The sequence below is a fragment of the Roseateles koreensis genome (assembly GCF_028595305.1).
GTDB classification, from domain to species: Bacteria; Pseudomonadota; Gammaproteobacteria; order Burkholderiales; family Burkholderiaceae_C; genus Paucibacter_A; species Paucibacter_A koreensis.
In genome coordinates this window covers 137607-161439 of the sequence record NZ_JAQQXS010000012.1, presented here as the reverse complement: position 1 = coordinate 161439, position 23833 = coordinate 137607, and the positions used below count along the sequence as shown (strand labels likewise).

Here is a 23833-nt window from a genome sequence, read left to right as displayed (position 1 = left end):
ATGAGAGCGCCATGAACGCCCTCCCCCCCCGGCTTGCTCGCACACGCAACAGTAAACGCCGCGGCAAAAGCTGCGGTTTCACCTTGCTTGAAATGGCCATCGTGATCGCCATCACGGGCATTCTTCTTGCCGTCGCCATACCCAGTTACCAGCACATGCTGCAGCGCCGGCAATTGCGCCAGGTTGCCGAGTTGCTGGCCTTGGACCTGCGCCATGCCCGTGAATTGAGCGTTAGCGAGAACTCGGCCATTTTCATCAACTACAACGCCGGCAAACAATGGTGCTGGGGCTTAAGCCGCGCCAAGCCCTGCGATTGCGCCGGCACCAGCCCGCAGGGGCGCTGCGAACTCAGCCACATGGACAACACACACTATCCCCATGTGCTGCTGGACGCGGCACAAGATGCCGCCTTTTCACCCGGCCTGGGCCAGGTGGCCCAAAGCGGCGCGGCCGCCCTGCGCACCGAGGCCGGCCAAAACCTGCGGGTGGTGCTCAACCCCATGGGGCGTACCCACATCTGCGGACCTGACGCTGTAGGCGCCCTGCGTTGTTGAATCGATCAGGCGCCAGATCTCATCACGTCATTCTGATCGCCAAGCCAGCGCCGAGGTCGCCCAATCCATCTTGATGGCCAGGAGGGTCCTGATCACGCTAGACTCACCGAACGGAGGTGCATCATGTCCACAGTGACCTACGCACAAGCACTAGCATCCATCACGACTTTGCTTGAGTCGATCAACGCCGGCGAAGAAAGCGAAATCATCGTCACAAAGCAAGGCATTCCAATTGCAAAGCTTGTGCCCATCAAAAGCGAGGCAACAAACAAGCGCATTGGTATTGCCAAAGGTTTGTTTGTGGTGCCCGACGATATTGATTCAGACAATGCAGAGATTGCCGCAACCTTTTTGGGTGATGGCCGTTGAATCTGCTGCTTGATACCCATGTTGCCCTTTGGGCGATTACGGCAAACCCGACGCTTTCCGCCGCGACCAACGCCATGATCGCTTCGCCCGCCAATGATATTTGGGTGAGCTCCGCTGCGATATGGGAAATTGGCATTAAGAATGCAAAGAATCCTGCGGGAATGCCTATCAACGCAGCCAATGCGATGACATTCTTCACCGCAGCGGGCTATAAATTGCTCTCAATTTCCGGCGCTCATGCAATCGCCGCCCCAGGATTGCCTGCAATCCACAACGATCCATTTGATCGAATGATGATTGCGCAAGCCCAAGTTGAGAATTACCATCTGGTGACCCGCGATGCGCTGATTCTTCAATATCCCAATGTGAAGCTCATTCAAGTTTAAAGCCCGCCAGCAGCAATACAAAAGCCACCTACTGGGTGGCTTTTTTATTTGTGTCGCGTACTCAGCAACTCAATGAACATGCCGGCAAAAACCTACACCTGCATGTTCATGATTTCACTGTAAGCCGAGACCAGCCGGTTGCGTACCTGCAGGGTGGCTTGGAAGCCGATTTGCGCCTTTTGCATGGCGACCATGGTTTCTTCCAGGCTGACGGTGGGGTTGTCGAGCTGCACTTCACGTTGCAGGCGCACCGCTTCGTTCTGCGTCTGGCTGACGCCCTTCATGGCCTGCGCCATGGCATCGCCAAAGCTGGCGCCGCCTGCGGCCTTGGCTTTCGCCAGGGGCTGGCCGTTGACGGCCAAGCCCGCACGTGCGGTGGCTTGAGCGAAATCAAACGGTTTGAGCTTCAGGTCCATGACGGATTTTCGTGTGCACCCCGGTTTTGAGAAGGACTCGGAAGAGTTCCGGGCTCCCAGCATCAGGGCGCAACTGTGGCGATGGGACGAAGTCTAGGCCGTCACTGCCTTCTTGAAGAAACGAGAAGAGCGCCCTTCCTCGGCTTGTTCCCGGCTTTCTTGAGGGGGCAAATCCGAATAATTCATCTATCGCGGCACTTTCCCGTGTCGCCGTGAACTAACGCACAGAACCCACGTCAAGTACGGCACTTTTCAACACCGCACACCAGCCCATTCTCACCCTCACCGCCAGCCGTCAGCTCATGGACAACGCAATCAGCCCCACCGCAGCCAACCTGCCCCTCACCGTCACCCCGGGCGGCGAGAGCTTTGGCACCCGCCTGGCGGCCATGCCCACCCGCAGCAAGGTGATGATGGCCGGTGGCTTGGCGGTGCTGGCCGGCGCCGTGCTGGCGATGACGCTGTGGACCAACCAAGGCGACTTCCGCCCGGTGTTCACCGGTTTGTCAGACAAAGACGGCGGCGCCGTCATCGCACAGCTGACCACCTTGGGCGTACCCTATCGCAATGAACCCGGCGGCACCATTTTGGTGCCGGCTGGCCAGGTCTACGACGTGCGCATGAAGCTGGCCTCTGCGGGTCTGCCCAAGGGAAGCACGGTGGGTTTTGAGCTGATGGACAAAAGCTCCATCGGACAAACTCAATTCAATGAACGCTTGAACTTTCAGCGCGGCCTGGAGGGCGAACTCGTTCGCACCATCACCGCCTTGGCGGATGTGGCCGACGCCCGCGTGCATTTGGCCATGCCGCAGCAGAATGGCTTCTTCCGCGAGCAGCAAAAGCCGAGCGCTTCGGTGATGTTGACGCTGCGCGGTGGCCACACGCTGGACCGCGGCCAGATCGCGGGCATCGTGCACCTCGTTTCTGCCAGCGTGCCCGAGTTGTCGCCCAAGGCCGTGAGCGTGTTGGACCAGACCGGCGCGCTCTTGTCCAACCCCGGCAACGACGGTAGCGGCAACGGCTTGGACACCCAGCAACTGCAATACAAGCAGCAGATCGAAGCCAACACCACCAAGCGCATCTATGAATTGCTGGAGCCGGTGGTGGGCCGTGAAAACCTGCGCGCCACCGTCACCGCAGACGTTGATTTCTCGCAGGTGGAGTCCACCGCTGAGGAGTTCAAGCCCAACCAAGGCCAGAACGCCAGCGCCGCCGTGCGCAGCTCGCAAACCAACGAATCCACCAACGGCACGCCCGCCCTGCCCACCGGCGTCCCCGGTGCAGCAACCAATCAGCCCCCAGTGCCCGCCACTGCGCCCATCAACGGCGCCTCCGCCCCCTTGCAAGTCACGGGCGGCAACGCCAGCAACAGCTCGCGTCGCGAAGCCGTGACCAATTTCGAGCTGGACAAAACGGTGCGCGTGGTGCGCAACGCTACCGGCCAGGTCCGGCGCCTGAACGTGGCCGTGGTGCTCAACCACCGCAGCAGCACTGACCCCAAGGGCAAAGTCAACTCGGTGCCCGTCCCCCAAGAAGAGCTCGACAAGCTGACAGCCTTGGTCAAGGAGACGATGGGCTTCAGCCAGGAGCGTGGCGATTCGCTGAAGGTCATCACCGCACCCTTCATGAACGAAAAGCCCGAAAGCATCGAGCTGCCGCTGTGGAAGCAACCCATGGTGCTGGACATCGTGCGTGCTGCCGCGGTGCCACTGGCGCTAGTGCTGGTGGCCCTGATTGCCGTGTTCGGCATGGTGCGCCCGGCCATCCGCGCCGTGAACCCTCCGCCACCTGAGGTGAAAGACGAGGACAAGGCTGAAGGCGCACAAGAACTCAGCGCCATCGTCGACGAAGAAAACCATCTGCCAGCCGTACTCGGCGCCAACGGACTGCCGGCGCTGGAAGCACCGGTCTCCAACGACAAGCTGGAGCGAGCCCGCCTGCTGGCCCGCGAGAACCCAGTGGCGGTGGCCAACATCATGCGCAGCTGGATGACCGGCGAAGCCGCCTGACCCCGGACCCCAGAGAAGCAAAAATATCATGGACGATTCCGGACTCGAAGACGCCGCCATCCTGCTGATGTCCCTCGGCGAAGAAGAAGCCTCCGAGGTCTTCAAGCATTTGCAACCCAAGGAAGTGCAAGCCTTGGGCGAAACCATCGCCAAGCTCAAGGTGGTGGCGCGCGACAAGGTAGAGCAGGTACTGGTGCGCTTTGACGCCGTAGCCGCTACCCAAAGCACGCTGGTGACGGATACCGATGAGTATGTGCGTTCGGTGCTGCGCAAGGCGCTGGGCGACGACAAGGCCAATCTGCTGCTGGACCGCATTCTGCAAGGCAGCGATGTGTCCAGCATCGAAAGCCTGAAATGGATGGATGCGGCCTCGGTCGCCGAGTTGCTGCGCAACGAGCATCCGCAAATCATTGCCGCCATCCTCGCTCATCTGGACTTTGACCAGACCAGTTCGGTGCTGCGCGTCTTCACCGAGCGCCAGCGCAATGAAGTGCTGGTGCGAATCGCCACCCTCGACGGCATCCAGCCGCTGGCCTTGAAGGATCTCAACGAGGTGCTCAGCCAGGTGCTGGCTGGCGGCGAGCGCATGAAGAAATCCAATCTCGGCGGGGTCAAGACCGCGGCCGAAATCATCAACATGCTGGGCTCCAGCGTGGAAGCCTCGGTGTTGGACTACATCCGCGAGGCCGACGCCGATCTGGCCCAGAAGATCATGGACAACATGTTCACCTTCGACGATCTGGAGAAAGTCGACGACAAGGGCATCCAAGCCGTGCTGAAGGAAGTGCAGAGCGAATCGCTGATCGTCGCCCTGAAGGGTGCCAGCGCCGAGTTGCGCGAAAAGGTGCTGCGCAATATGTCCACGCGAGCGGCCGAAACACTGCGCGAAGACCTGGAGTCGCGCGGCCCGGTGCGCTTGTCCGAAGTGGAGTCGGAACAGAAGGAAATGCTCAAGATCGTCCGCCGCCTGGTGGACGAAGGCACCATCGTGCTGGCCGGCGGTGGCGACGATCAGTTCGTCTGAACCATGAACTGATACGCGCAACACATCATGACTAGAGTCCCTCCCCGCCAAGTTCCGCCGCCGCAACGCGAAGGCAGCGCGGCGCGCACCAGCAGCTACAGCCGCTTCATTCCACGTGAAGAGTTGCAAGGCTTTGCTGCGTGGAATCCGGACGCACTGCATGGCGCAATGAACGAAAAGCGCCCGCCCGTCAACGCCCCCAACCAGCCGCCAGCTGCGGCCCCTGCTACGGCTCCGGCCGCACCGCCGGAACCCGATGTGTCCGAGTTGCTGCATGAAGCACGTCAGTCGGGCTACCAAGACGGATACCGCGACGGCATGGCCGCATTGGACGCCTTCAAGCAAAGCTTTGCCAAGCAGATGGCCACCCAGATCGGTAGCCTGGTCAAGAATTTCGACGCCGACCTGCTCGCCCTGGAAGGTGATATGGCGCAGGCGCTGGCCCGTTGTGCCGTCGAACTGGCCCGTCAGGTGGTGCGCAGCGAGATCACGCAACGCCCCGAGCACATCGCCAAAGTGGCACACGACGCGGTGGAAGCCCTGCAGCTGTCCGCCAAACACGTGCGTGTGCGCGTGAACCCCGCCGACTATCCCCTGGTGATGGACGGCGCCGGTGAAGAACTGCGTGCCCGCGAAGCCCAGCTGCTGCCCGACCCCGATGTGGCGCGCGGCGGTTGCAAGGTGGACTCCGACATCAGCAGCGTGGATGCCTCCCTCGCTGCCCGCTGGCAGCAAGCCGCCGCCGCCATGGGGCAGGCCTCGCTGTGGGAAGACCGGCGTGGCCAGGGCTCGTCAGACGCCCGCGGGCCCGTTGACGACGGTACGGAGGTGCAGCCATGAGCGGTTTTGACGATCTGGACTTGGCCATCCCCAGCAGCGACAACGACGCCGAACCCGGCCCCGAACGCTACAGCACCCGCACGGGCCGCTGGCAGCAGTACCTGAAAGACATGCAGGCGTTTGCCGGCAACCCTGTGCCGCTGGAGTCCCAAGGCAAGCTGGTACGCGTGGCCGGCCTGGTGCTTGAAGCTACTGGCGTGAAAGTGCCGGTGGGCTCGGTCTGCGAAATTCAAATGCCCAGCTCCGGCGCCAACCCCCAACGCGGCCTGCGTCCGGTGAACGCCGAGGTGGTGGGCTTCTCCGGCGACCGCGCCTATCTGATGCCGACGGACGAGATTCAAGGTCTCTCCAGCGGCGCCATGGTGCTGCCGCGCGCCCTACCCCTGATCGCCCCCCAACTGGGCAAGCCCTTGCACCCCTGGCGCCGTGGCGAAGACCGCGGCCTGCACCTGCCCATGGGGGACGGCCTGCTGGGCCGCGTGGTGGACTCGCATGGCCACCCGCTGGACCGCCGCGGCCCGCTGCAAACGGTCCATTCCGAGCCGATGGTGCGCCGCCCCATCAACGCCATGGACCGCGACCCGGTGCGCAAACCGCTGGACACCGGTGTGCGTGCCATTAACAGCATGCTGACCGTTGGCCGTGGCCAGCGCCTGGGCCTGTTCGCCGGCACCGGCGTGGGCAAATCGGTGTTGCTGGGCATGATGGCCCGCTACACCCAGGCCGACGTGATCGTGGTCGGGCTGATCGGCGAGCGCGGCCGGGAAGTTAAAGAATTCATCGAAGACATCCTGGGTACCGAAGGCTTGCAACGCTCAGTCGTCGTCGCCGCCCCCGCCGATGCACCACCCCTGGTGCGCATGCAGGGCGCGCACTACGCCACTGCCATTGCCGAAAATTTTCGCGACCGCGGCCAGCACGTGCTGCTGCTGATGGACTCGCTGACCCGTTACGCCATGGCCCAGCGTGAAATCGCCCTGGCCATTGGCGAACCCCCTGCCACCAAGGGCTACCCACCCAGCTGCTTCGCAAAACTGCCGCAACTGGTCGAGCGCAGCGGCAACGGCTTGCCGGGCGAAGGTTCCATCACCGCCTTCTACACCGTGCTGAGCGAAGGCGACGATCAGCAAGACCCCATTGCCGACGCCGCGCGCGGCATTTTGGACGGCCATATCGTGTTGAGCCGGGAGCTGGCCGAAGCCGGCCACTATCCCGCCATCGACATCGAACGCTCCATTTCGCGGGTGATGACGAACGTTGCACCCCAATCACACATCGAAGCTGCACGGCGTTGCCGCCAGCTGCTCGCCAAATACAACAAGGCGCGCGACTTGATTCAACTCGGTGCCTATGTCCCTGGCAACGACTTCGAGTTGGACGCGGCCGTGCGCTGTCACCCGGACATCAACCGCCTGCTGCAGCAAGACATGCACAGCCCGGCCTCGCTGTCCGACAGCATCAAACAACTGACATCGGTCATCAAGGACGCCTGAGATCGGCCGATAAACCCGAAAGGCAAGGCTCGCTGACCCGGCCCTTGCCTCTCTTCCGGAGCAAAGCATCATGAGTTCGAGCAATCTGCAGGTCCTCAACATTTTGCTGGAGCGCGCCGAGAGCGAGCGCGACGAAGCCCTGCGCCTCTTCCAGGAAGCGGACAAACGCGCCGCCCACGCGCGCAATCAGCACGGCGAACTGAACCAATACCGCAGCGACTACCAGCAACGTTGGAGCCAGCAATTTGCCACCCGCGGCACCATGGACATCGTCACCTGCTATCAGACCTTTGGCGGCAAGCTGGATGAGGCCATCACCAGCCAGGGCCATGTGGCACAGCACGCCGACCAACGCATGAACGTGGCCCGAGACAAACTGCGCGAGGCAGAAATGCGGGTCGCCTCCATCGCCAAATTGATTGAGCGCCGCCGCCTGGAGTCAAGCCGCGCCGCCCAACGCCAGGAACAAAAAGCCTGCGACGAACAGGCCGCCCGCAGCGCCGCGTCCGCCTACAACCCATTTGTTCGCCTGAGCGCCTGAGACCACACCCATGAGCACAGCCTTCAATAGCGTGAGCCGGGTTGACAGCCCCTGGGCAAGCCAGGGCGCCGTTTTGGCCAGTTCGCAGTCGTCCTCGACGGATGCCAACACCCACCAATTCTCTGCCCTGCTGAGCCAGTTCACACCCCCGCCCAGCCCGACACCCACCGCAGCCAGCCTCAACAGCAGTCAGCAGGAGCAAGACAAGCTGATCAGCGGCAATCAGGCGCGCGCGCAAGAGACCGAACACAGCCTCAGCCAACGGGCTGAAAGCCAGCGCCAGGAGAACAATCGCCAAGCGCTGAAGCCTTCAAGCGGCAGCACCAGCCAAAGCGTCAGCGAAAGCGGCGCGCAGGCGCAAAGCAACGCAAGCGCCAGCAAACTCAATCTGCCAGGGCGCTTGGCCTTGACGGCCCGGCCCGCCAGTGCCGCCGCAGATGCCGCTGCGCCCAACCTCGCCGCAGACGGCGGCTCCACGGCTTGCGCGCAAGCCCGGGCCGCACGCGCGCCCTCGGCCGCCCCCTCCGACAAAGACGCTCCTGGCACAGCATCGCGCAGCGACACGACGGCGACAGATGCCGCCACAGTTGCAGCGACAGCAGCCGCGGCACAACAGTCCGCGGCAACCCCTGCCAACGCCACCAGTTCTCTGATCGGAAATGCGAGTGCCGCCGACGCGCAAGCCGATGGCGCAACAGATACTTTCGGCACAGCCCCCTCCGCAGGCGCCACCGCAAAGCGAGGCAGCTTGGGTGCACCTGGCCGCGCTGATCTGCATGGCAAGCCTGGCAGTTTGGCCTTGAACGCACAGCCCGGCGCCAACCCAAGCACGGACGCCAACGCAACCGTTGCCGATGGCAAGGACAAATCTGTTGGCTCGTTTGCCGCGCAATTGCAGTCCGCAGGGCAAGCGCCAGACGCCACAACAAACAGTGCAGGCCAAGCCGCCAGTCAAACGGCCGGGCAAGGCGCCGAGGCCCTCGCCACCGCCGCGAGCAAGCCGGAAGGGCTGTCCGCCACTATGGTGGCCCATGCCCAAGCCTCACAAGCCCCCTCTGACGCGCCACCTAACGGCGCAGCAACCAGCACCAACATCAGCCTCCCGCAGCCACTGCACAGTGCAGCATTTGTACCTGAAATGGCGGCGCGCCTGAGCGTGCTGGCCTCGCAAGGCGTGCAGGAAGCGCATTTGCACCTCAACCCGGCAGAAATGGGCCCAGTAGCCGTGCAAATCGTGGTGGACGGTCAACAGGCGCAGATTTCATTCCACGCGGACAACGCGCAAACGCGCGAAGTGCTGGAGCGCGGCTTGCCGGATCTCGCTGCCGCCCTGCGCGACAACGGACTCACGCTCAGCGGTGGCGGTGTGTTTCAGCAAATGAATCAACAAAGCCAAACCAGCCAAAATCAGGCAAACGACGGCCAAAGTAGCGGCAGCGGCGTTCGCCAGGCTGATCGAAGTATTTTGAGCATGAATGACAACGGTGTGCCGGCAGCAACTCGCCCCGTGGCACGCGCAACGCAGGGTGTGGTGGACTTGTACGCCTGACGCCTGATACTTGACGCATTCAGGCGTTGAGGGCTTGAATCCACCCGATTGGGGTCAGCGTTCACGCTTGAAGTGGGATTAGACAAGGCCATGCCCTTCTTTTCACGGCTTGCTCAAGCATCGCTCGCTCAATAATCAGGCCCAAGCCCCAATGGGGCAGCGACCGACATCACAGGAGTTCTCTTCATGGCCACAGCCGCCGCGCCAGCCGCAGACGCCGCCCCCAAAGGCGGTGGCAAGAAAAAGCTGATCATCATCATTGCAGCCGTTCTGCTTCTGGTCTTGATCGGTGGTGGTGCGGCCGTGATGCTGCTCAAGAAAAAAGCCCCGGCCGAAGGCGAAGATGGCGCCGAAGACACGCATGAAGCCGCCCCGGCCCCCGCAGCGCACGCCAAACCAGGCGCGCCTCCCACATTCGTACCGCTGGACCCCTTCACCGTCAATTTGTCTGACAAGGAAGTGGACCGCTTTGCGCAGATTGGCATCACCCTTGAGGTGGTGGATGCCCACACCGCAGACCAAATCAAAGCCTACCTGCCCGCCATCCGCAGCAATGTGCTGATGCTGCTGTCGCACAAATCGTCCGTCGAGTTGCTGACGATTGAAGGCAAGGAAAAGTTGGCACGAGAAATTCGCCGTGAATCCGTTCGCCCCATGGGCATTGAACTGGATGACGAAGACGAAGACGAGGCGCCCGCCGCTGCCGACGCCCCCGTCAAAAAGAAAAAGAAAAAGAAAAAGCACCAGGTCGAAAGCCCGGTGACCAATGTGTTGTTCTCCACCTTCATCGTCCAGTGAGCCTGCTGCTGAACGCGGCCAGTGATTCAAAATGAATCAGCAAATTCTCTCGCAAGACGAAGTTGACGCCCTCCTGCAAGGCATTACCGGTGAGAGCCAAAAGCTCGATGCCGAAGAGGAACAGGTTGGTGGCATCCGCGAATACAACCTGGCCAGCCAGGAACGCATCGTGCGTGGGCGCATGCCCACGATGGAGATCATCAACGAGCGCTTTGCCCGCAACATCCGCGTCGGCCTGTTCAACTTCATCCGCAAGAGCCCGGAAGTCGCCATCGGCGGCATCAAGGTGCAGAAGTACAGCGCCTTTCTGCGTGAAATCGTGGTGCCGACCAATTTCAATATTGTCTCGGTCAAGCCGCTGCGCGGCTCCGGCCTGATCGTCTGCGACCCGACGCTGGTGTTCGCTGTCATCGACTCGCTGTTCGGCGGCATCGGCAAATTCCATGCGCGTATCGAAGGCCGCGACTTCTCGGCCACCGAGCAGCGCGTGATCCTGCGCCTGGTCGAGGTCATCACGGCCGAGTACCACAAGGCCTGGAAAGGCATCTATCCGCTGGAGCTGGAATTTCAGCGCTCGGAGATGCAGCCACAGTTCGCCAACATCGCCACACCCAGCGAGATTGTGGTGTCCACTTCGTTTACGCTGGAAATCGGCGAGACGAGCGGCACGGTGTATTTCTGTATTCCCTATGCCACGCTGGAGCCGATTCGCGATGTGCTGTATTCCACCACCGTGGGCGACTCCACCGAGCCCGACCGCCGCTGGGTGAATCTGCTCAAACACCAAATTCAAGACGCCAAAGTGGAATTGGTGGCCGAACTCGGCACCGCACCCGCCACGGTAGAACAGCTGCTGGCCTTCAAGCCCGGTGACTTCATCGAGCTGGACCTGGAAACCATGATCAAGGCCAAGATTGACGGCGTGCCCGTTTACGACTGCCACTACGGCACCTCCAACGGCAAATACGCAATCAAAGTTGAAAAAATGCTGACCAGCCCCGACCAGGGCTGGCTGGGAGCACGCAATGTCACCTGATACCCCCTCCTCCGACGAACAAGACGCAATGGCGGCCGAATGGGCCGCTGCCCTGGCCGAAGCCAAGCCCAATGACGTGGCCGAAGAGGTGCAGCAAGCCTCCGAGCAGGTGGCGCCGGCGAGCTTCGCCAACTTCTCGCCCACGCCGAGCAACCTGCCCAGCGGCGACATCAACATGATTCTGGACATCCCCGTCCAGCTGACTGTGGAGTTAGGCCGCACCCGCATCCCCATCAAGAACATCCTGCAATTGGCGCAAGGCTCCGTGGTAGAACTCGACGCCCTCGCCGGCGAGCCCATGGACGTACTGGTCAACGGTTACCTGATCGCCCAAGGCGAGGTGGTGGTGGTGAATGACAAGTTCGGTATCCGACTGACCGACATCGTCACCCCGTCTGAGCGCATGCGACGCTTGTCGAAGGCTTGAGGCACGCAGCCGCTCGCTAAGAACTTATCCGCAAATAAGCAAGACGAGCACGAGGCAGAGCCTCAACGCAACTGCCGGCTGGCCGCGCACGCAGCCGGCGGTGTTTACGGCCTCAATCGGCCTCATTTGTGCGGTTTGCCACACAGCATCGCTGGTGACAATCAGGCACATGAACTCCTCTCTGCTTCCCTTTGTCTGGTTTCTGGCCATTCTGTGCCTGATTCCGCTGGCTCTTTGGCTGCTCAAGCGCACACCGATGGGCGGCAGCTTGAACCCGCAAGGGCAGATGCGCGTGGTCGCACAACTTCCCTTGTCGCCCAATCAAAAACTCCTCACGGTGGAGGTTGGTCAAGGTGAGCATCGGCGCTGGCTGGTGCTGGGCGTCACGGCGCAACAGATCAGCACCCTGCACGAGTTGCCCCCGCAGGCCGAAGCGCCAGGACGTGGCGGCATCAATAGCACCGGTGGCCCGGGTGACTCCGGCAATTCCTTCGCGCAAATGTTGGGCAAACGCCTGCGCGGCGGCAGCAATGACGGAGCACAAGATGCGTCTTGATGCTCGCTGCGTGAAAGCCTTGGCCCTGCTGGCCATGAGCACCCTCTCCGCCGCCGCCGTGGCGCAAAGCGCAGGGGCCGCGCCCGCCACCCTGCCCTTGCTGATCGGCCAGGGCAACGGGGGCAACAGCTATTCGGTGCCGATCCAGACCCTGTTGTTTTTCACCGCGCTGGGTTTTCTGCCCGCCGTGCTGCTGATGATGACGGGTTTCACGCGCATCGTGATCGTGCTCTCGCTGATGCGCCAGGCGCTGGGAACGCAGGCTGCGCCGCCGAATCAGGTGATTGTCGGCCTCTCACTGTTTCTGACCTTCTTCGTCATGAGCCCAACGCTGGACAAGGTGTACACCGAGGCCTACCAACCCTATAGCGCAGGTCAGATCGGCTTTGAAGAAGCCCTCAAAAAGGCCGATCCACCGATGCGTAACTTCATGCTCAAGCAGACTCGCCAAGCCGATATGGCGCTGTTCACGCGATTGGCGAAACTGGAGAGCACGATCAAACCGGAAGACGTGCCCTTCAAGGTGCTGGTGCCGGCCTTCGTGACCAGCGAGTTGAAGAGTGCGTTCCAGATCGCGTTTCTGATCTTCATCCCGTTTCTGGTGATCGACATGATTGTCAGCAGCGTGCTGATGAGCCTGGGCATGATGATGTTGTCACCCGTGCTGGTGGCGCTGCCCTTCAAGCTGATGCTGTTTGTGCTGGCGGACGGCTGGAACCTGCTGCTGGGTTCGCTGGCCGCGTCGTTCGTGACATAACGCGACAAGTAGACGCCACCTCACCGTCACCACCCAATCGACGCACGTTCTAGCCCGAAACACCCGCGCCCTCGCCAGCGCAAGAAAACTTCATTCAATCATGGACGCACAACAAGTCTTCACCTTTGGCCAGCAGGGCCTGTACATCCTGATGTTGGTGGCAGCGCCTGTCTTGCTCACGGTTTTGCTGGTCGGCGTGCTGGTCAGCGTGTTCCAGGCCGCCACACAGATCAATGAGGCTACCCTGAGCTTCGTGCCCAAGGTGGTTGCGGCGGTGCTCGTGCTGGCGATCACCGGGCCGTGGATGGTGACCACCTTGGTCGAGTACATCCAGCGCACCTTACTGGCCATTCCTCAAGCGGTGGGCTGACGCCTTGATCTCTTTCACCGAAGCCCAGTTGCTGGCCTGGCTGAACCCGCTGCTGTGGCCCTTCATCCGCACGATGGCACTGTTTGGTGGCATGCCCATCTTCAGCCAGCGCAATGTGCCCATGCGCGCGCGCGTCGGCCTGGCCCTGTTCATTTCCATCGCCGCCCAGCCCTCGCTGCCGGACATGCCGCTGACGCCGCTGGACTCCTTGCCCACGCTGCTGCTCTTGCTCGCGCAGCAATTGCTCATCGGCTTGTCGATGGGTTTTGCGGTGCGTCTGGTGTTTGCCTCGCTGGAGTTTGCGGGCGAGTTGATCGGCCTGCAGATGGGCCTGAATTACGCCGGTTTCTTTGACCCCGCCACCGGCAGCCAGGGGACGGGTACCGCGCGCTTCTTTGGCAGCATGGTGGCGTTCTTGTTCATCGCGATCAACGGACATCTGCTATTGATCAACGCACTGATCCAGAGCTTTCACGTTTTCCCCATTGGGGATGAGCCCTTTCGCTTTTTGCGCGTGGCTCAACCGCAGACCTGGGGCGCCGAGATTTTTCGCATGGGCTTGTGGATCGCCCTGCCTTTGATCACCATGCTGATGTTTGTGAACCTGGTGCTGGGCGTGATTTCGCGGGTGGCGCCTCAGATCGGCGTGTTCTCGGTCGGCTTTCCGCTAACCGTGAGCATCGGCCTGATCGGCATGGTCGCCACCTTGCCGCTGATGCAAACGCCCTTCATGGTCGCGCTGGAGCGCATGCTAGCCGCGTTCACTTAGCGCTCATCCTGCGGGTCGCCCAGCGGTAGAAAGCGCGGTGCGGCGTGGGCCTGCATCATGCCGCTTGCGTCAACCCGGTAGATCTCTCGCGCCGCGTTGTGCGGATGCAGCGCTGCCTCGCCCAAGCTGAGCACGGGGGCGAAGCAAACATCGGTGCCGCCCAGCAAGGACTCCCAATGGGCCCGGGGCTGGCTTGCAAACAAGTCGCTGAAGCGGGCCTTGAGGGCCGGCCAGGTGTGGGTGTCGTACTGCTGCGCCGGGTCCACATCGGTAAGACCCAGTTTATTCAGCAGCAGCGCGTAGAACTGCGGCTCCAACGCGCCAATGGTGATGTGGCTACCATCGGCACAGGCGTAGACGTCGTAGAACGGGGAGTCGTGGAAGGGACTGGGCGCTGGGCTGTCAAGCTGGCCGCCTGCACGCACAAGCTGCGCAATGCCACCCAGCATGGCGAGTATGTCGATGATCGCCCCGTCCACCACGCGGCCCTGGCCGCTGCTGCGGGCCTCGAACAAGGCGCAGGCGATGCCGAAGGCCAGCCCCAATGCCCCGCTTGCATCCCCCAGCACCGTGGGCGGCACCATGGGCCGCTCGCCACGCCGTGCCGAGAGCGAGAGCAGGCCGCTGAGCGCCACATAGTTCAGATCATGGCCGGCAGTGTGGGCCCAGGGGCCGCTCTGGCCCCAGCCCGTCATGCGGCCATAGACCAGGCGGGGGTTCAAGGCCGCAGCGTCGGCGGGCCCCAGGCCCAGACGCTCCATCACGCCCGGCCGGTTGCCTTCGATGAGAGCGTCAGCGGCCGCCACCAGGCGCAGCGCCTCGGTTCGGCCGGCATCCTGTTTCAGGTCCAAGGCCAGCACGGTCTTGCCGCGCAGCAGCGGGTTGGCGGTATTGCCCCCCAGTTGCATCAACACGGCGCCTTTTTGCGGGCGTGTGATCACGGTGACCTCAGCGCCCATATCGGCCAGCATGCAGCCGGCCAAGGGGCCCGGGCCCAGGCCCTCGAACTCGACGATACGGACGCCGTGAAGTGGCGGCTTCACAGGGCTAACTTTCGAGCGATCAGGTCTTTCATGATCTCAGTCGTACCGCCGTAAATGCGCTGGATGCGGGCATCGGCATACAAGCGGGCAATGGGATATTCAACCATATAGCCGTAACCACCGAACAGCTGCAGGCACTCGTCGGTGACCTTGCCCTGCTGCTCGGTGCACCACCATTTGGCCATGTAAGCGGCCTCGTCGTCGAGCGTGCCATCGAGCATACGCTGCACGCAGTCGTTGACGAAGCTGCGCACCACATGGGCCAGCGTGGCGCACTCGGCCAGCTTGAAGCGGGTGTTCTGAAAATCGAACACCGTTTGCCCGAATGCCTTGCGCTGCTGGGTGTACGCCACCGTCATTTCCACGGCACGCTCAATGACGGCGGCAGCGGGCACGCACAGCAGCATGCGCTCGTAGGGCAGCTGGCTCATCAGTTGCGCAAAGCCTTTGCCCTCGACCCCGCCCAACAGATGGCTGGCCGGCACACGCATCTCGTCGAAAAACAACTCGGCCGTGTCGGAGGCATGCTGCCCCAACTTCTCCAAGCGGCGGCCCACCCGAAAGCCCGGCTGGTCTTGCGTTTCGACCACCATCAGCGAGACCCCACGGCTGCCAGCCTCACCCGTACGAACGGCAATCACCAGCAGATTGGCGGTGTAGCCATTGGTGATGAAAGTCTTGGCCCCGTCGATCACATAGTGGTCGCCTTGGCCTTCAGTGTCACGCCGGGCGCGGGTGCGCAGCGCCTTCAGGTCGGAGCCACAACCAGGCTCGGTCAATGCGATGCCCGCCAGCATTTCGCCGCTGGCCAGCTTAGGCAGCCAGCGTTGCTTTTGTGCTTCGGTGCCGTAGTCTTGGATGTAGTGCGCCGCGATGGTATGCACGGCGGTGTTGGCCGGCACCTCGGCTTTGGCCAACTCGTCCTGCACCACCAGTTGATAGGCCAGGCTGACGCCACTGCCGCCATAGGCTTCGGACATTTCGGGCAACATGAAGCCCATCTCGCCAAACGGGCGCCAGACCTCGCGCGGGATGTAGCCCTGGCGGCGCCAAGCGCCCAGGTGCGGCACCAATTCGCCTTCGACATAACGGCGAACTTGCTCGCGAAAGGCTTCGACGTCCGCGTCCATCCAGGCGTGGCGGTGAAGTTGGGGAAACATGGCAACTCCTGTAGTTCAAATCGGGGTGGCTCGCCGCGCAAAGCGCGCTTCAGATGCCCGTCAGGCCCCCCGTGCACATCAGCGTCTGGCCGCTGATGTAGTCTGACTCAGGGGTGCACAGCAGGTAAACGGCGCCCGCAGCCTCCTCGGGGGTACCGCCACGGCCCAGCGGGATGCTGCGCTCCATGGTGGCCATCAAATCGGGATTGACACCCACCTTGATGTCTCGACCGTCAATATGGGCCGAGGCCGCACCGTCCGCCGTCACGGTCAGGCGGGTTTTGATCAAGCCGAAGGCCACGCAGTTGACGGCAACATTCATGCGGCCCCATTCTTTGGCCAGTGTTTGCGTCATGCCCACGATGCCGGCCTTAGCGGCCGAATAGTTGGCTTGGCCGGCATTGCCGAATACGCCGGCCACGGACGAGATGTTGACTACCTTGCGCACCACGCGCTGGCCCGCCTCGGTCTCAGCCTTGCTGAGTGCGCGAATCACCGGTTGCGCGGCGCGCAGGATGCGAAACGGGGCGGTCAAGTGGCAGTCGAGCATGGCGTACCACTGCTCGTCGGTCATTTTCTGGATCACGTTGTCCCAGGTATAGCCTGCGTTGTTGATGATGATGTCCAAGCCCTTGAATTCACTGACTGCCGTGCCAATGAATCGCTCGGCAAAGTCGGGCGCCGTCACGCTACCAACACAAGCCACGGCCTGACCGCCGGCGGCCACGATGGCCTGCACGGTTTCCTGCGCTGGCTCCGTGTCGAGGTCATTGACCACAATGCGGGCGCCTTCGCTGGCGAGTTTCATAGCAATGGCGCGGCCGATGCCACGGCCAGAGCCGGTAATCAGGGCAACCTTGCCTTCGAGTTTGCGTGTCATGGTGGTAACTCCTTGCGAATGAGGTTGAAGCAATCAGGGCAGCGCAACGACGGCGTCGCCTGCAATCTTGGTTTGGCCGAACTGGTTGACGCTGGAGAGTTCGATGCGCACGCAGCGCTCGTCGCCGCGCTCGAACTTCTCCACCACGCGACCGCAACAGCGCATGGCATTGCCAAGGTGCGTGATGCCGAGAAAGCGTGCATCGAAGCGGCGCAACTGACTTTGCGGCGCCCATTGGGTGAGCATTCGGCCCAACCAGGCCATGCCCAGCATGCCCTGCGCGAACACATCAGGCATGCCCGCACGGCGTGCGAAGTCGGTGTCAAGGTGGATGGGATTGTGGTCGCCCGAGGCACCGCCAAAAAGCGCCAGCGTGGTTCGGTCAACCGCTTGGATTTGCAGCACAGGCAGCGTGTCGCCAACCTGAACGCTGTCATAAATGGGTGGGGCCAACATGTATTCCTCAGCGTCAAAACATCAGGTGCGGCAGACGAGCACGGTACGCATTTCGGCCACCGCTTCACCTCGCTGATTGGTAGCCACCGAATCCTTCACCGCGAATTCCAGCGTGCCGTTCTTCTTGTCGTAGATGTCGCTGATGCGCGAGCGCACCGTCACGGTGTCGCCGACGCACACCACTCGGTGGTAGGTGAAGCTTTGTTCGCCGTGCAAGAGCTTGGACAGCGGAATGCCCAGATCCACCAGCAATTGGTCGGTGACCTGAGAGTCAAGTTCCGCCGCAAACAAAAAGGTGGGCGGCGCGGGAAGGTCGGCGTAGCCCGCCGCTCTGGCGGCTTCGCGGTCGGTGTAAATCGGGTTCATCTCCCCGGTGGCCTTGGCAAAGAATTGCAAGCGGCTGCGCTCAATCGGCAGTACTGAGGCCGGGAGCAGATGGCCGATCCACTTTCTGTCAATCATGGGGTCACCTCGCTAAAACGCGCTAAAACAGGCTCAAACACGCTCGTACAGGGTCACCACGCAAGCACCACCCAGGCCAAGGTTATGCTGCAAAGCTAGGCGTGCGTTCGGCACTTGACGCTGCTCGGCAGTGCCGCGCAGTTGGTGAGTTAGCTCAAAGCATTGGGCCAGGCCGGTGGCACCCAGGGGATGGCCTTTGCTCAGCAGCCCGCCAGAGGGGTTGGTGACCACTTGGCCGCCGTAGGTGTTGGCACCGTCGCAAACGAACTTCTCCGCGCCGCCGACCGGGCACAGACCCAGCGCCTCGTACGTGATCAGCTCGTTGTGGGCAAAGCAATCGTGGAGTTCGACCACGTCGACGTCCATGGGGCCAACGCCAGCGGCTGCGTAGACCTGCTCCGCAGCGGCCTGGGCCATGCTGAAGCCCACCACCTCGCGCATATCGCGCGATTCGAAGGCCACCGGGCGATCGGTCGTCATCGATTGGGCCTTGATACGCACTTCGTTGCGCAGGCCATGACGCTGGGCAAACTCAGCCGAGCAAATAATGGCCGCCGCGGCGCCGCAAGTGGGCGGGCAGGCCATCAAGCGGGTCATGACGCCAGGCCACATCACAGGGGCGTTGAGCACATCCTCTTCGCTGACCAGGTTGCGAAACAGCGCCAGGGGATTGTTGGCCGCGTGGCGGCTGGCCTTGGCGCGGATCTTGGCAAAGGTCGACAGCTTGGTGCCGTATTGCTCCATATGGGCCAGCCCAGCACCGCCGAAGTAGCGCAGCGCCAACGGAATTTCGCTGTGACCGACGATTTGCTCGGTGGCCGCTTCAAAACGGTCAAAAGGGCTGGGGCGATCCGTGAATTGAGCCCCCAGAGCGCCGGGACTCATGTGCTCAAAGCCCAGCGCCAACACGCACTCGGCCGCGCCACTGGCCACCGCCTGGCGGGCCAGGAACAGCGCCGTCGACCCTGTTGAACAATTGTTGTTGACATTGACCACGGGGATGCCTGTCATGCCCACCTCATAGACGGCACGCTGGCCCGCGGTTGAGTCGCCATACACATAGCCCACATAGGCCTGCTGCACTTGCTCATAGGCAATGCCCGCATCGGCAAGTGCCTGGCGCGTGGCCTTGGCCGCCATCTGGGGATAGGGTTCATGGTTGCCGGGTTTGGCAAAAGGAATCATGCCGACACCGGCAACCAAAACGTCATGGCTCATCGTGAACTCCTTAGGTCAAGAATTGAAAAATAGTGGGCAAGTCGAACTTACGCCGCCTTGCCGGCCCACCCAGCCGAGCGCAGCTTGCCCAACGTGCGCCCCTCAGCCCTGTGAAAGTAAGGGGGATTGACGGTAGCCACGGGAGACAACTTGCAGTGCCTGGGTCATGTACATGCGGCTGTCTCCTGTAGGATTTTTTGGAGCCGGAACAATAAGTCTGGCAATGATCGTAGAAATTCATCTGCGAACCCACCATTGCAAGACTCCTCATCCACATGACAATTGGCATCAAATTGACCGCCGGGGGCTGTGCGGCACCCTGTAATTTCATGCTCCTTTGATGATTCGCCCACCCACGACCATTCCCATCGCCTATGTGCACGCCATGCTGGAGGCCGTGCGTGCCCGAGGCATTGCACTGGACTGCTTCTTGGCTGACGCGGGCATCGTGCCGGAGTTGTTGGCGCAAAGCAGTTCGCGCGTCACGGTTGAGCAATACATTGAGCTGTTCAAGTCGCTGGTCAATCGCCTGGACGACGACCTGCTGGGCCTGCAATCACGCGCATTGAAACGGGGCAGCTTTGTGTTGATGGCGCGTTCTGCCATCGGCGCGCCCACGCTTGAAGTAGCCATACGCCGCATCGCCCGCACCTACCGATTGCTGCAAGATGACGTGCTGATAAAAACGGTGCGTGATGGCGCACTGGCCGGCGTCACCCTGCACTACACCGACCCCAGCGCGAAATGGCCCAACTTTTTGCCCGAATTATTGCTGCGCGTTCTCTGGCAATTGATCGCTTGGCTGGCGGGCGGCAAGTTGCGGGTGGCGCGGTTCGATTTTGCATTTGCCCCGCCCTACTACGCGGATACCTACGCGCAGGCCTTCCCAGGCAAATTGGCGTTCAATTGCGAGCAGTCGGGATTTTGGTTCGATGCCTCGTATTTGCAAAACCGAGTCAGGCAGGACGAGCAGTCGCTTTTCAACTACTTGTCGAACGCACAGAAGAACGTCTTCATGCCTCAAAAGAGCACCGACGCAATGAGTGCCGATGTGCGCCGGCACCTGCAACGGCGCCTGCCCGAGTGGTCTGATCTGGTCGCTACGGCCGAGGCACTGCACATCTCAAGCGCAACCCTGCAAAGACGCTTGGCGGCGGAGGGGACCACCTTCCGGGTCTTGAAAGACTCGCTGCGGCGCGACATGGCAATCGTTCGACTGAACACCAGCTCGATACCGCTGGAAGCGCTGGCACTGGAGTTGGGATTTGCTGACAGCGCGTCATTTCAACGCGCGTTCAAAAACTGGACCGGTTGCGCACCGGGGACGTATCGGCGTCAAGAAGCCGTGAAGGGCCTGCCTCGGTAGGTGGTCGGGGGCGCGACCCTGAATGTCCTTATGGTGCCGGCGGCGGGACTTGAACCCGCATCTCCGTGAAGAGGAGGGATTTTAAGTCCCTTGCGTATACCTATTTCGCCACGCCGGCATCACCCCAACCATTCATCGCCACCCAGGAGTGGTGTTTGACTTGCACGATTATCGCTGCAGCAAAGGAGCGAATAAGGGCAAACAAGAACGATTGAGCCATGAAAAAAGGGAAGCCTGAGGGCTTCCCTTTTTACTTTTGGAGCGGGAAACGAGACTCGAACTCGCGACCTCAACCTTGGCAAGGTTGCGCTCTACCAACTGAGCTATTCCCGCATTGCCAGACATCGGGCTCGAAAGCCTGATCCCTGATTTGGTAGGGTTTCCAGATTTCTCTGGAGCGGGAAACGAGACTCGAACTCGCGACCTCAACCTTGGCAAGGTTGCGCTCTACCAACTGAGCTATTCCCGCAGTGATTTCTTGGAGGCGCGATCCAGAGTCGAACTGGACTAACCGGATTTGCAATCCGGGGCATAACCGCTTTGCTATCGCGCCTTAAGAACTTTTTTGCCAAACCCTTTGGTGAAGGTTCGACAAAAAAGGAAGCCTGAGCTTCCTTTTCAAATTTTGGAGCGGGAAACGAGACTCGAACTCGCGACCTCAACCTTGGCAAGGTTGCGCTCTACCAACTGAGCTATTCCCGCATATTCTCACTTGTCTGCGTGCAGTATTTAAACTTCACCCCGGCGAACCGAGACTCTGTAAAAACTTGCAGCACATCGAAGCAAGACAATGATTGTATGCTGATTTTTAGTCTCTTTGCAAGCTTTTCGCAAATTTTTCGCAATCAATCAGCATACGCGGCCTCAGTCTCAGTGCGTGGCTGCGGGCACGACCTTCACCTCTTCAGGTTTAGCGGCCACAGCGGGCTCTTCGTCCAGCAAGGGCACGGGCATGGATTCAAGTGCCACTTCCAGCACCCGGTCAATCCAACGCACAGGCACGATTTCAAGATGGTTCTTGACGTTCTCGGGAATGTCTTGGAGGTCCTTGACGTTGTCCTCGGGAATCATCACTGTCTTGATACCGCCACGGTGCGCCGCCAGCAGCTTTTCCTTCAAGCCGCCGATGGCCGTGACTTCACCACGCAAGGTGATTTCACCCGTCATAGCGACATCGGCGCGCACGGGGATGCCTGTGAGCGCCGACACAAAGGCCGTGGTCATGGCTGCGCCCGCGCTGGGACCGTCCTTGGGCGTGGCGCCATCGGGCACGTGAACGTGCACGTCACGCTTCTCGAACAGTTCGTCCTTGATGCCCAGGCGGCGGGCGCGTGAACGCACTACCGTACGTGCAGCCTCGACGGACTCCTTCATCACATCGCCGAGCGAGCCGGTGCGGATGATGTTGCCCTTGCCCGGCATGGCCGTGGCTTCAATGGTCAGCAGATCGCCGCCCACTTCAGTCCAAGCCAACCCAACCACTTGGCCGACCTGATTCTTCTTCTCAGCGCGGCCGAAGTCGTACTTGCGCACACCCAGGTAGTCGTTGAGGTTGTCCTCGGTCACGACGGCCTTGCCGACGAAAGTCTTCAACGCCAAGCCCTTCACCACCTTGCGGCAGATCTTGGAGACTTCACGTTCCAGCGAGCGCACACCCGCTTCACGCGTGTAGTAACGGATGATGCCGCGGATGGCGGATTCGGTGACTTCCATCTCCGAATCCAGCACGCCGTTGTTCTTGCACTGCTTGGGCAGCAGGTAACGCTGGGCGATATTGACCTTCTCGTCCTCGGTGTAACCCGACAGGCGGATCACTTCCATCCGGTCCAGCAGCGCCGGCGGAATGTTCATGGAGTTCGAGGTGGCGATGAACATCACGTCGGACAGGTCGAAATCGACCTCAACGTAATGGTCGCCAAAGGTGTGGTTCTGCTCCGGGTCCAGCACTTCGAGCAGCGCCGAAGACGGGTCGCCACGGAAGTCCATGCCCAGCTTGTCGATTTCGTCCAGCAGGAACAAGGGATTGCGCGTGCCAACCTTGGACAAGCTCTGCAGCACCTTGCCCGGCATGGAGCCGATATAGGTGCGACGATGGCCACGGATCTCGGCCTCGTCACGCACGCCACCCAGGGCCATGCGAACGAACTTGCGGCCGGTGGCGCGTGCCACCGACTGGCCCAGGGAAGTCTTGCCGACACCCGGAGGGCCCACCAGGCACAAAATGGGTGCCTTGACCTTGTCGACCCGCGTTTGCACCGCGAGATACTCAAGAATACGGTCCTTGACCTTTTCAAGGCCGTAGTGGTCTTCGTTCAGCACGTTCTCGGCGTTGGAGAGGTCGTGCTTGATCTTGGTCTTCTTGCTCCAGGGCAGATTAACCAGGGTCTCAATGTAGTTGCGCACCACGGTGGCTTCGGCCGACATAGGCGACATCAGCTTGAGCTTCTTCAGCTCGCCGTCGGCCTTCTTGCGGGCGTCCTTGGGCATCTTGGCGGCCTGGATTTTCTTGTCCAACTCCTCCATGTCCGCGCCGTCTTCGCCGTCGCCCAGTTCTTTCTGGATGGCCTTGACCTGCTCGTTGAGGTAGTACTCGCGCTGGCTCTTCTCCATCTGGCGCTTGACGCGGCCACGGATGCGCTTTTCCACCTGCAGGATGTCAACCTCGTGCTCCAGCAGGTCGAGCAGCGTCTCAAGCCGCTTGCCCACCTCGGAGAGGTTCAGCACCGACTGCTTGGCGTCGAGCTTGAGTGGCAGATGCGCGGCGATGGTGTCGGCCAGGCGGCCCGCGTCATCGATGCCAGCAATGCTGGTGAGGATCTCGGGCGGAATCTTCTTGTTCAGCTTGACGTACTGGTCAAACTGCTGTGTCACCGCACGGCGCAGGGCCTCGGCCTCGGGCTTGGTGTCAGCCTCGGGCGGGATGGGCATGACTTCGGCGACGAAATGCTCTTCGCCATCGGTGATGCTGTGCGTGGTGGCGCGCTGCAAGCCTTCCACCAGCACCTTGACGGTGCCGTCGGGCAGCTTGAGCATTTGCAGGATGCTGGAGACGCAACCCACCTCGAACATATCGTCCGACTTGGGCTCATCCTTGCCGGCCGCCTTTTGTGCGACCAGCATGATTTGACGTCCGGCTTCCATCGCAGCTTCCAGGGCCTTGATGGACTTGGGGCGCCCCACAAACAGCGGGATCACCATATGCGGGAAGACCACCACGTCGCGCAACGGCAGCAGCGGCAGCGTGATGAGTTCCGCGGGCAGAACAGGATGACCAGACATGTAAACCTCTCTTTCTCAACCCTAGCTGCGGGCTGAGCGGGCAATTGCAAGATACCGAAATCAGGAGAACTGGGC

25 protein-coding genes and 5 tRNA genes are annotated in these 23833 nt (G+C 61.5%); 17 read left to right on the top strand and 13 right to left on the bottom strand.

What is annotated here, in order from left to right; genetic code table 11:
- Positions 1-11: 11 nt before the first annotated feature.
- From PRZ01_RS14365 to PRZ01_RS14355, 3 genes are all read left to right on the top strand, one after another.
- Positions 12-554: a prepilin-type N-terminal cleavage/methylation domain-containing protein gene (locus tag PRZ01_RS14365; protein ID WP_273597481.1), complete on the top strand. Its 543-nt coding sequence runs from the start codon at positions 12-14 to the stop codon at positions 552-554.
- Positions 555-677: 123 nt separating this feature from the next.
- On the top strand, positions 678-923 hold the full coding sequence (locus tag PRZ01_RS14360) for a type II toxin-antitoxin system Phd/YefM family antitoxin (RefSeq protein WP_273597480.1): 246 nt from the start codon (positions 678-680) through the stop codon (positions 921-923).
- Entirely contained in the window at positions 920-1309 is a 390-nt protein-coding gene (locus PRZ01_RS14355; RefSeq protein ID WP_273597479.1) for a type II toxin-antitoxin system VapC family toxin, read from the top strand. The genes PRZ01_RS14360 and PRZ01_RS14355 overlap by 4 nt, the downstream gene beginning before the upstream one ends.
- Positions 1310-1401: 92 nt before the next feature.
- Here the strand turns inward: PRZ01_RS14355 and fliE are convergent, their stop codons facing one another.
- On the bottom strand, positions 1402-1725 hold the full coding sequence (fliE, locus tag PRZ01_RS14350; RefSeq protein WP_273597478.1) for a flagellar hook-basal body complex protein FliE: 324 nt from the start codon (positions 1723-1725) through the stop codon (positions 1402-1404).
- Positions 1726-2027: 302 nt separating this feature from the next.
- On the opposite strand from fliE, the gene fliF reads away from it, so the two are divergent.
- The 13 genes from fliF (at position 2028) to fliR (ending at position 13894) form a co-directional block, all read left to right on the top strand.
- Positions 2028-3734, top strand: coding sequence for a flagellar basal-body MS-ring/collar protein FliF (gene fliF / locus PRZ01_RS14345; RefSeq protein ID WP_273597477.1), 1707 nt, complete (start codon positions 2028-2030; stop codon positions 3732-3734).
- Between the two features lie 28 nt (positions 3735-3762).
- The gene (gene fliG, locus PRZ01_RS14340; RefSeq protein ID WP_273597476.1) at positions 3763-4758 is read left to right on the top strand and encodes a flagellar motor switch protein FliG; all 996 of its coding nucleotides are present in this window, start codon (positions 3763-3765) and stop codon (positions 4756-4758) included.
- Positions 4759-4785: 27 nt separating this feature from the next.
- Positions 4786-5598 carry a FliH/SctL family protein gene (locus PRZ01_RS14335; RefSeq protein ID WP_273597475.1) on the top strand — a complete coding sequence of 271 codons (813 nt, stop codon included), beginning with the start codon at positions 4786-4788 and terminating at the stop codon, positions 5596-5598.
- A complete protein-coding gene (gene fliI, locus PRZ01_RS14330; RefSeq protein WP_409993857.1) occupies positions 5595-7091 on the top strand; it encodes a flagellar protein export ATPase FliI in 1497 nt (498 codons plus the stop codon). The genes PRZ01_RS14335 and fliI overlap by 4 nt, the downstream gene beginning before the upstream one ends.
- A gap of 70 nt (positions 7092-7161) precedes the next feature.
- Positions 7162-7632, top strand: a complete 471-nt coding sequence (gene fliJ, locus PRZ01_RS14325; RefSeq protein ID WP_273597474.1) for a flagellar export protein FliJ — start codon at positions 7162-7164, stop codon at positions 7630-7632.
- Between the two features lie 10 nt (positions 7633-7642).
- Positions 7643-9181, top strand: coding sequence for a flagellar hook-length control protein FliK (locus PRZ01_RS14320; protein WP_273597473.1), 1539 nt, complete (start codon positions 7643-7645; stop codon positions 9179-9181).
- A 186-nt stretch (positions 9182-9367) separates the two neighbouring features.
- A complete protein-coding gene (locus tag PRZ01_RS14315) occupies positions 9368-9979 on the top strand; it encodes a flagellar basal body-associated FliL family protein (protein ID WP_273597472.1) in 612 nt (203 codons plus the stop codon).
- 31 nt (positions 9980-10010) lie between these two features.
- Complete coding sequence (gene fliM / locus PRZ01_RS14310; protein WP_273597471.1) at positions 10011-11015, top strand: flagellar motor switch protein FliM; 1005 nt, start codon at positions 10011-10013, stop codon at positions 11013-11015.
- A complete protein-coding gene (fliN, locus tag PRZ01_RS14305) occupies positions 11005-11442 on the top strand; it encodes a flagellar motor switch protein FliN (RefSeq protein WP_273597470.1) in 438 nt (145 codons plus the stop codon). The genes fliM and fliN overlap by 11 nt, the downstream gene beginning before the upstream one ends.
- A gap of 169 nt (positions 11443-11611) precedes the next feature.
- Positions 11612-11998, top strand: a complete 387-nt coding sequence (gene fliO, locus PRZ01_RS14300; protein ID WP_273597469.1) for a flagellar biosynthetic protein FliO — start codon at positions 11612-11614, stop codon at positions 11996-11998.
- A gap of 34 nt (positions 11999-12032) precedes the next feature.
- Positions 12033-12755: a flagellar type III secretion system pore protein FliP gene (gene fliP / locus PRZ01_RS14295; protein WP_273597495.1), complete on the top strand. Its 723-nt coding sequence runs from the start codon at positions 12033-12035 to the stop codon at positions 12753-12755.
- Positions 12756-12855: 100 nt separating this feature from the next.
- Positions 12856-13125, top strand: a complete 270-nt coding sequence (fliQ, locus tag PRZ01_RS14290; RefSeq protein ID WP_273597468.1) for a flagellar biosynthesis protein FliQ — start codon at positions 12856-12858, stop codon at positions 13123-13125.
- Between the two features lie 4 nt (positions 13126-13129).
- Positions 13130-13894, top strand: a complete 765-nt coding sequence (gene fliR / locus PRZ01_RS14285) for a flagellar biosynthetic protein FliR (RefSeq protein ID WP_273597467.1) — start codon at positions 13130-13132, stop codon at positions 13892-13894.
- Here fliR and PRZ01_RS14280 read toward each other — a convergent pair.
- From PRZ01_RS14280 to PRZ01_RS14255, 6 genes are read right to left on the bottom strand one after another with little or no spacing between them, the layout of a single operon-like run.
- Complete coding sequence (locus PRZ01_RS14280; protein ID WP_273597466.1) at positions 13891-14937, bottom strand: CaiB/BaiF CoA transferase family protein; 1047 nt, start codon at positions 14935-14937, stop codon at positions 13891-13893. The two genes, fliR and PRZ01_RS14280, sit on opposite strands and share 4 nt — an antisense overlap.
- Complete coding sequence (locus tag PRZ01_RS14275) at positions 14934-16097, bottom strand: acyl-CoA dehydrogenase family protein (protein WP_273597465.1); 1164 nt, start codon at positions 16095-16097, stop codon at positions 14934-14936. Before PRZ01_RS14275 ends, PRZ01_RS14280 begins: the two co-directional genes overlap by 4 nt.
- A gap of 49 nt (positions 16098-16146) precedes the next feature.
- Positions 16147-16977, bottom strand: coding sequence for an SDR family NAD(P)-dependent oxidoreductase (locus PRZ01_RS14270; protein WP_273597464.1), 831 nt, complete (start codon positions 16975-16977; stop codon positions 16147-16149).
- 33 nt (positions 16978-17010) lie between these two features.
- The gene (locus PRZ01_RS14265) at positions 17011-17433 is read right to left on the bottom strand and encodes a MaoC/PaaZ C-terminal domain-containing protein (protein WP_409993856.1); all 423 of its coding nucleotides are present in this window, start codon (positions 17431-17433) and stop codon (positions 17011-17013) included.
- Positions 17434-17454: 21 nt separating this feature from the next.
- Positions 17455-17895 carry a MaoC family dehydratase N-terminal domain-containing protein gene (locus tag PRZ01_RS14260; protein WP_273597463.1) on the bottom strand — a complete coding sequence of 147 codons (441 nt, stop codon included), beginning with the start codon at positions 17893-17895 and terminating at the stop codon, positions 17455-17457.
- A gap of 33 nt (positions 17896-17928) precedes the next feature.
- Complete coding sequence (locus PRZ01_RS14255; protein ID WP_273597462.1) at positions 17929-19113, bottom strand: lipid-transfer protein; 1185 nt, start codon at positions 19111-19113, stop codon at positions 17929-17931.
- 340 nt (positions 19114-19453) lie between these two features.
- Between PRZ01_RS14255 and PRZ01_RS14250 the strand changes: the two genes are divergently transcribed.
- Positions 19454-20479: an AraC family transcriptional regulator gene (locus PRZ01_RS14250; protein ID WP_273597461.1), complete on the top strand. Its 1026-nt coding sequence runs from the start codon at positions 19454-19456 to the stop codon at positions 20477-20479.
- Between the two features lie 31 nt (positions 20480-20510).
- Here PRZ01_RS14250 and PRZ01_RS14245 read toward each other — a convergent pair.
- The 6 genes from PRZ01_RS14245 to lon all read right to left on the bottom strand — a co-directional run bounded on the left by PRZ01_RS14245 (position 20511) and on the right by lon (position 23758).
- Positions 20511-20597: transfer RNA gene (locus tag PRZ01_RS14245), tRNA-Leu, on the bottom strand.
- Between the two features lie 139 nt (positions 20598-20736).
- Positions 20737-20812: transfer RNA gene (locus tag PRZ01_RS14240), tRNA-Gly, on the bottom strand.
- 60 nt (positions 20813-20872) lie between these two features.
- A tRNA-Gly gene (locus tag PRZ01_RS14235) sits at positions 20873-20948 on the bottom strand.
- Between the two features lie 10 nt (positions 20949-20958).
- Positions 20959-21032 (bottom strand) — tRNA-Cys (locus PRZ01_RS14230).
- Between the two features lie 73 nt (positions 21033-21105).
- Positions 21106-21181 (bottom strand) — tRNA-Gly (locus PRZ01_RS14225).
- Between the two features lie 168 nt (positions 21182-21349).
- The gene (lon, locus tag PRZ01_RS14220; RefSeq protein WP_273597460.1) at positions 21350-23758 is read right to left on the bottom strand and encodes an endopeptidase La; all 2409 of its coding nucleotides are present in this window, start codon (positions 23756-23758) and stop codon (positions 21350-21352) included.
- Positions 23759-23833: the final 75 nt, after the last annotated feature.

What these genes read in the sequence shown, in the direction of transcription:
- PRZ01_RS14260 (WP_273597463.1), bottom strand. Translation starts at nt 17,895, where the DNA reads ATGATTGACAGAAAGTGGATCGGCCATCTGCTCCCGGCCTCAGTACTG.
- fliI (WP_409993857.1), top strand. Translation starts at nt 5,595, where the DNA reads ATGAGCGGTTTTGACGATCTGGACTTGGCCATCCCCAGCAGCGACAAC.
- fliJ (WP_273597474.1), top strand. Translation starts at nt 7,162, where the DNA reads ATGAGTTCGAGCAATCTGCAGGTCCTCAACATTTTGCTGGAGCGCGCC.
- PRZ01_RS14335 (WP_273597475.1), top strand. Translation starts at nt 4,786, where the DNA reads ATGACTAGAGTCCCTCCCCGCCAAGTTCCGCCGCCGCAACGCGAAGGC.
- PRZ01_RS14360 (WP_273597480.1), top strand. Translation starts at nt 678, where the DNA reads ATGTCCACAGTGACCTACGCACAAGCACTAGCATCCATCACGACTTTG.
- PRZ01_RS14255 (WP_273597462.1), bottom strand. Translation starts at nt 19,113, where the DNA reads ATGAGCCATGACGTTTTGGTTGCCGGTGTCGGCATGATTCCTTTTGCC.
- PRZ01_RS14315 (WP_273597472.1), top strand. Translation starts at nt 9,368, where the DNA reads ATGGCCACAGCCGCCGCGCCAGCCGCAGACGCCGCCCCCAAAGGCGGT.
- fliO (WP_273597469.1), top strand. Translation starts at nt 11,612, where the DNA reads ATGAACTCCTCTCTGCTTCCCTTTGTCTGGTTTCTGGCCATTCTGTGC.
- PRZ01_RS14265 (WP_409993856.1), bottom strand. Translation starts at nt 17,433, where the DNA reads ATGTTGGCCCCACCCATTTATGACAGCGTTCAGGTTGGCGACACGCTG.
- fliG (WP_273597476.1), top strand. Translation starts at nt 3,763, where the DNA reads ATGGACGATTCCGGACTCGAAGACGCCGCCATCCTGCTGATGTCCCTC.
- PRZ01_RS14250 (WP_273597461.1), top strand. Translation starts at nt 19,454, where the DNA reads ATGATTCGCCCACCCACGACCATTCCCATCGCCTATGTGCACGCCATG.
- fliN (WP_273597470.1), top strand. Translation starts at nt 11,005, where the DNA reads ATGTCACCTGATACCCCCTCCTCCGACGAACAAGACGCAATGGCGGCC.
- PRZ01_RS14270 (WP_273597464.1), bottom strand. Translation starts at nt 16,977, where the DNA reads ATGACACGCAAACTCGAAGGCAAGGTTGCCCTGATTACCGGCTCTGGC.
- fliM (WP_273597471.1), top strand. Translation starts at nt 10,011, where the DNA reads ATGAATCAGCAAATTCTCTCGCAAGACGAAGTTGACGCCCTCCTGCAA.
- lon (WP_273597460.1), bottom strand. Translation starts at nt 23,758, where the DNA reads ATGTCTGGTCATCCTGTTCTGCCCGCGGAACTCATCACGCTGCCGCTG.
- PRZ01_RS14275 (WP_273597465.1), bottom strand. Translation starts at nt 16,097, where the DNA reads ATGTTTCCCCAACTTCACCGCCACGCCTGGATGGACGCGGACGTCGAA.
- fliQ (WP_273597468.1), top strand. Translation starts at nt 12,856, where the DNA reads ATGGACGCACAACAAGTCTTCACCTTTGGCCAGCAGGGCCTGTACATC.
- fliE (WP_273597478.1), bottom strand. Translation starts at nt 1,725, where the DNA reads ATGGACCTGAAGCTCAAACCGTTTGATTTCGCTCAAGCCACCGCACGT.
- PRZ01_RS14365 (WP_273597481.1), top strand. Translation starts at nt 12, where the DNA reads ATGAACGCCCTCCCCCCCCGGCTTGCTCGCACACGCAACAGTAAACGC.
- PRZ01_RS14320 (WP_273597473.1), top strand. Translation starts at nt 7,643, where the DNA reads ATGAGCACAGCCTTCAATAGCGTGAGCCGGGTTGACAGCCCCTGGGCA.
- fliF (WP_273597477.1), top strand. Translation starts at nt 2,028, where the DNA reads ATGGACAACGCAATCAGCCCCACCGCAGCCAACCTGCCCCTCACCGTC.
- fliP (WP_273597495.1), top strand. Translation starts at nt 12,033, where the DNA reads ATGAGCACCCTCTCCGCCGCCGCCGTGGCGCAAAGCGCAGGGGCCGCG.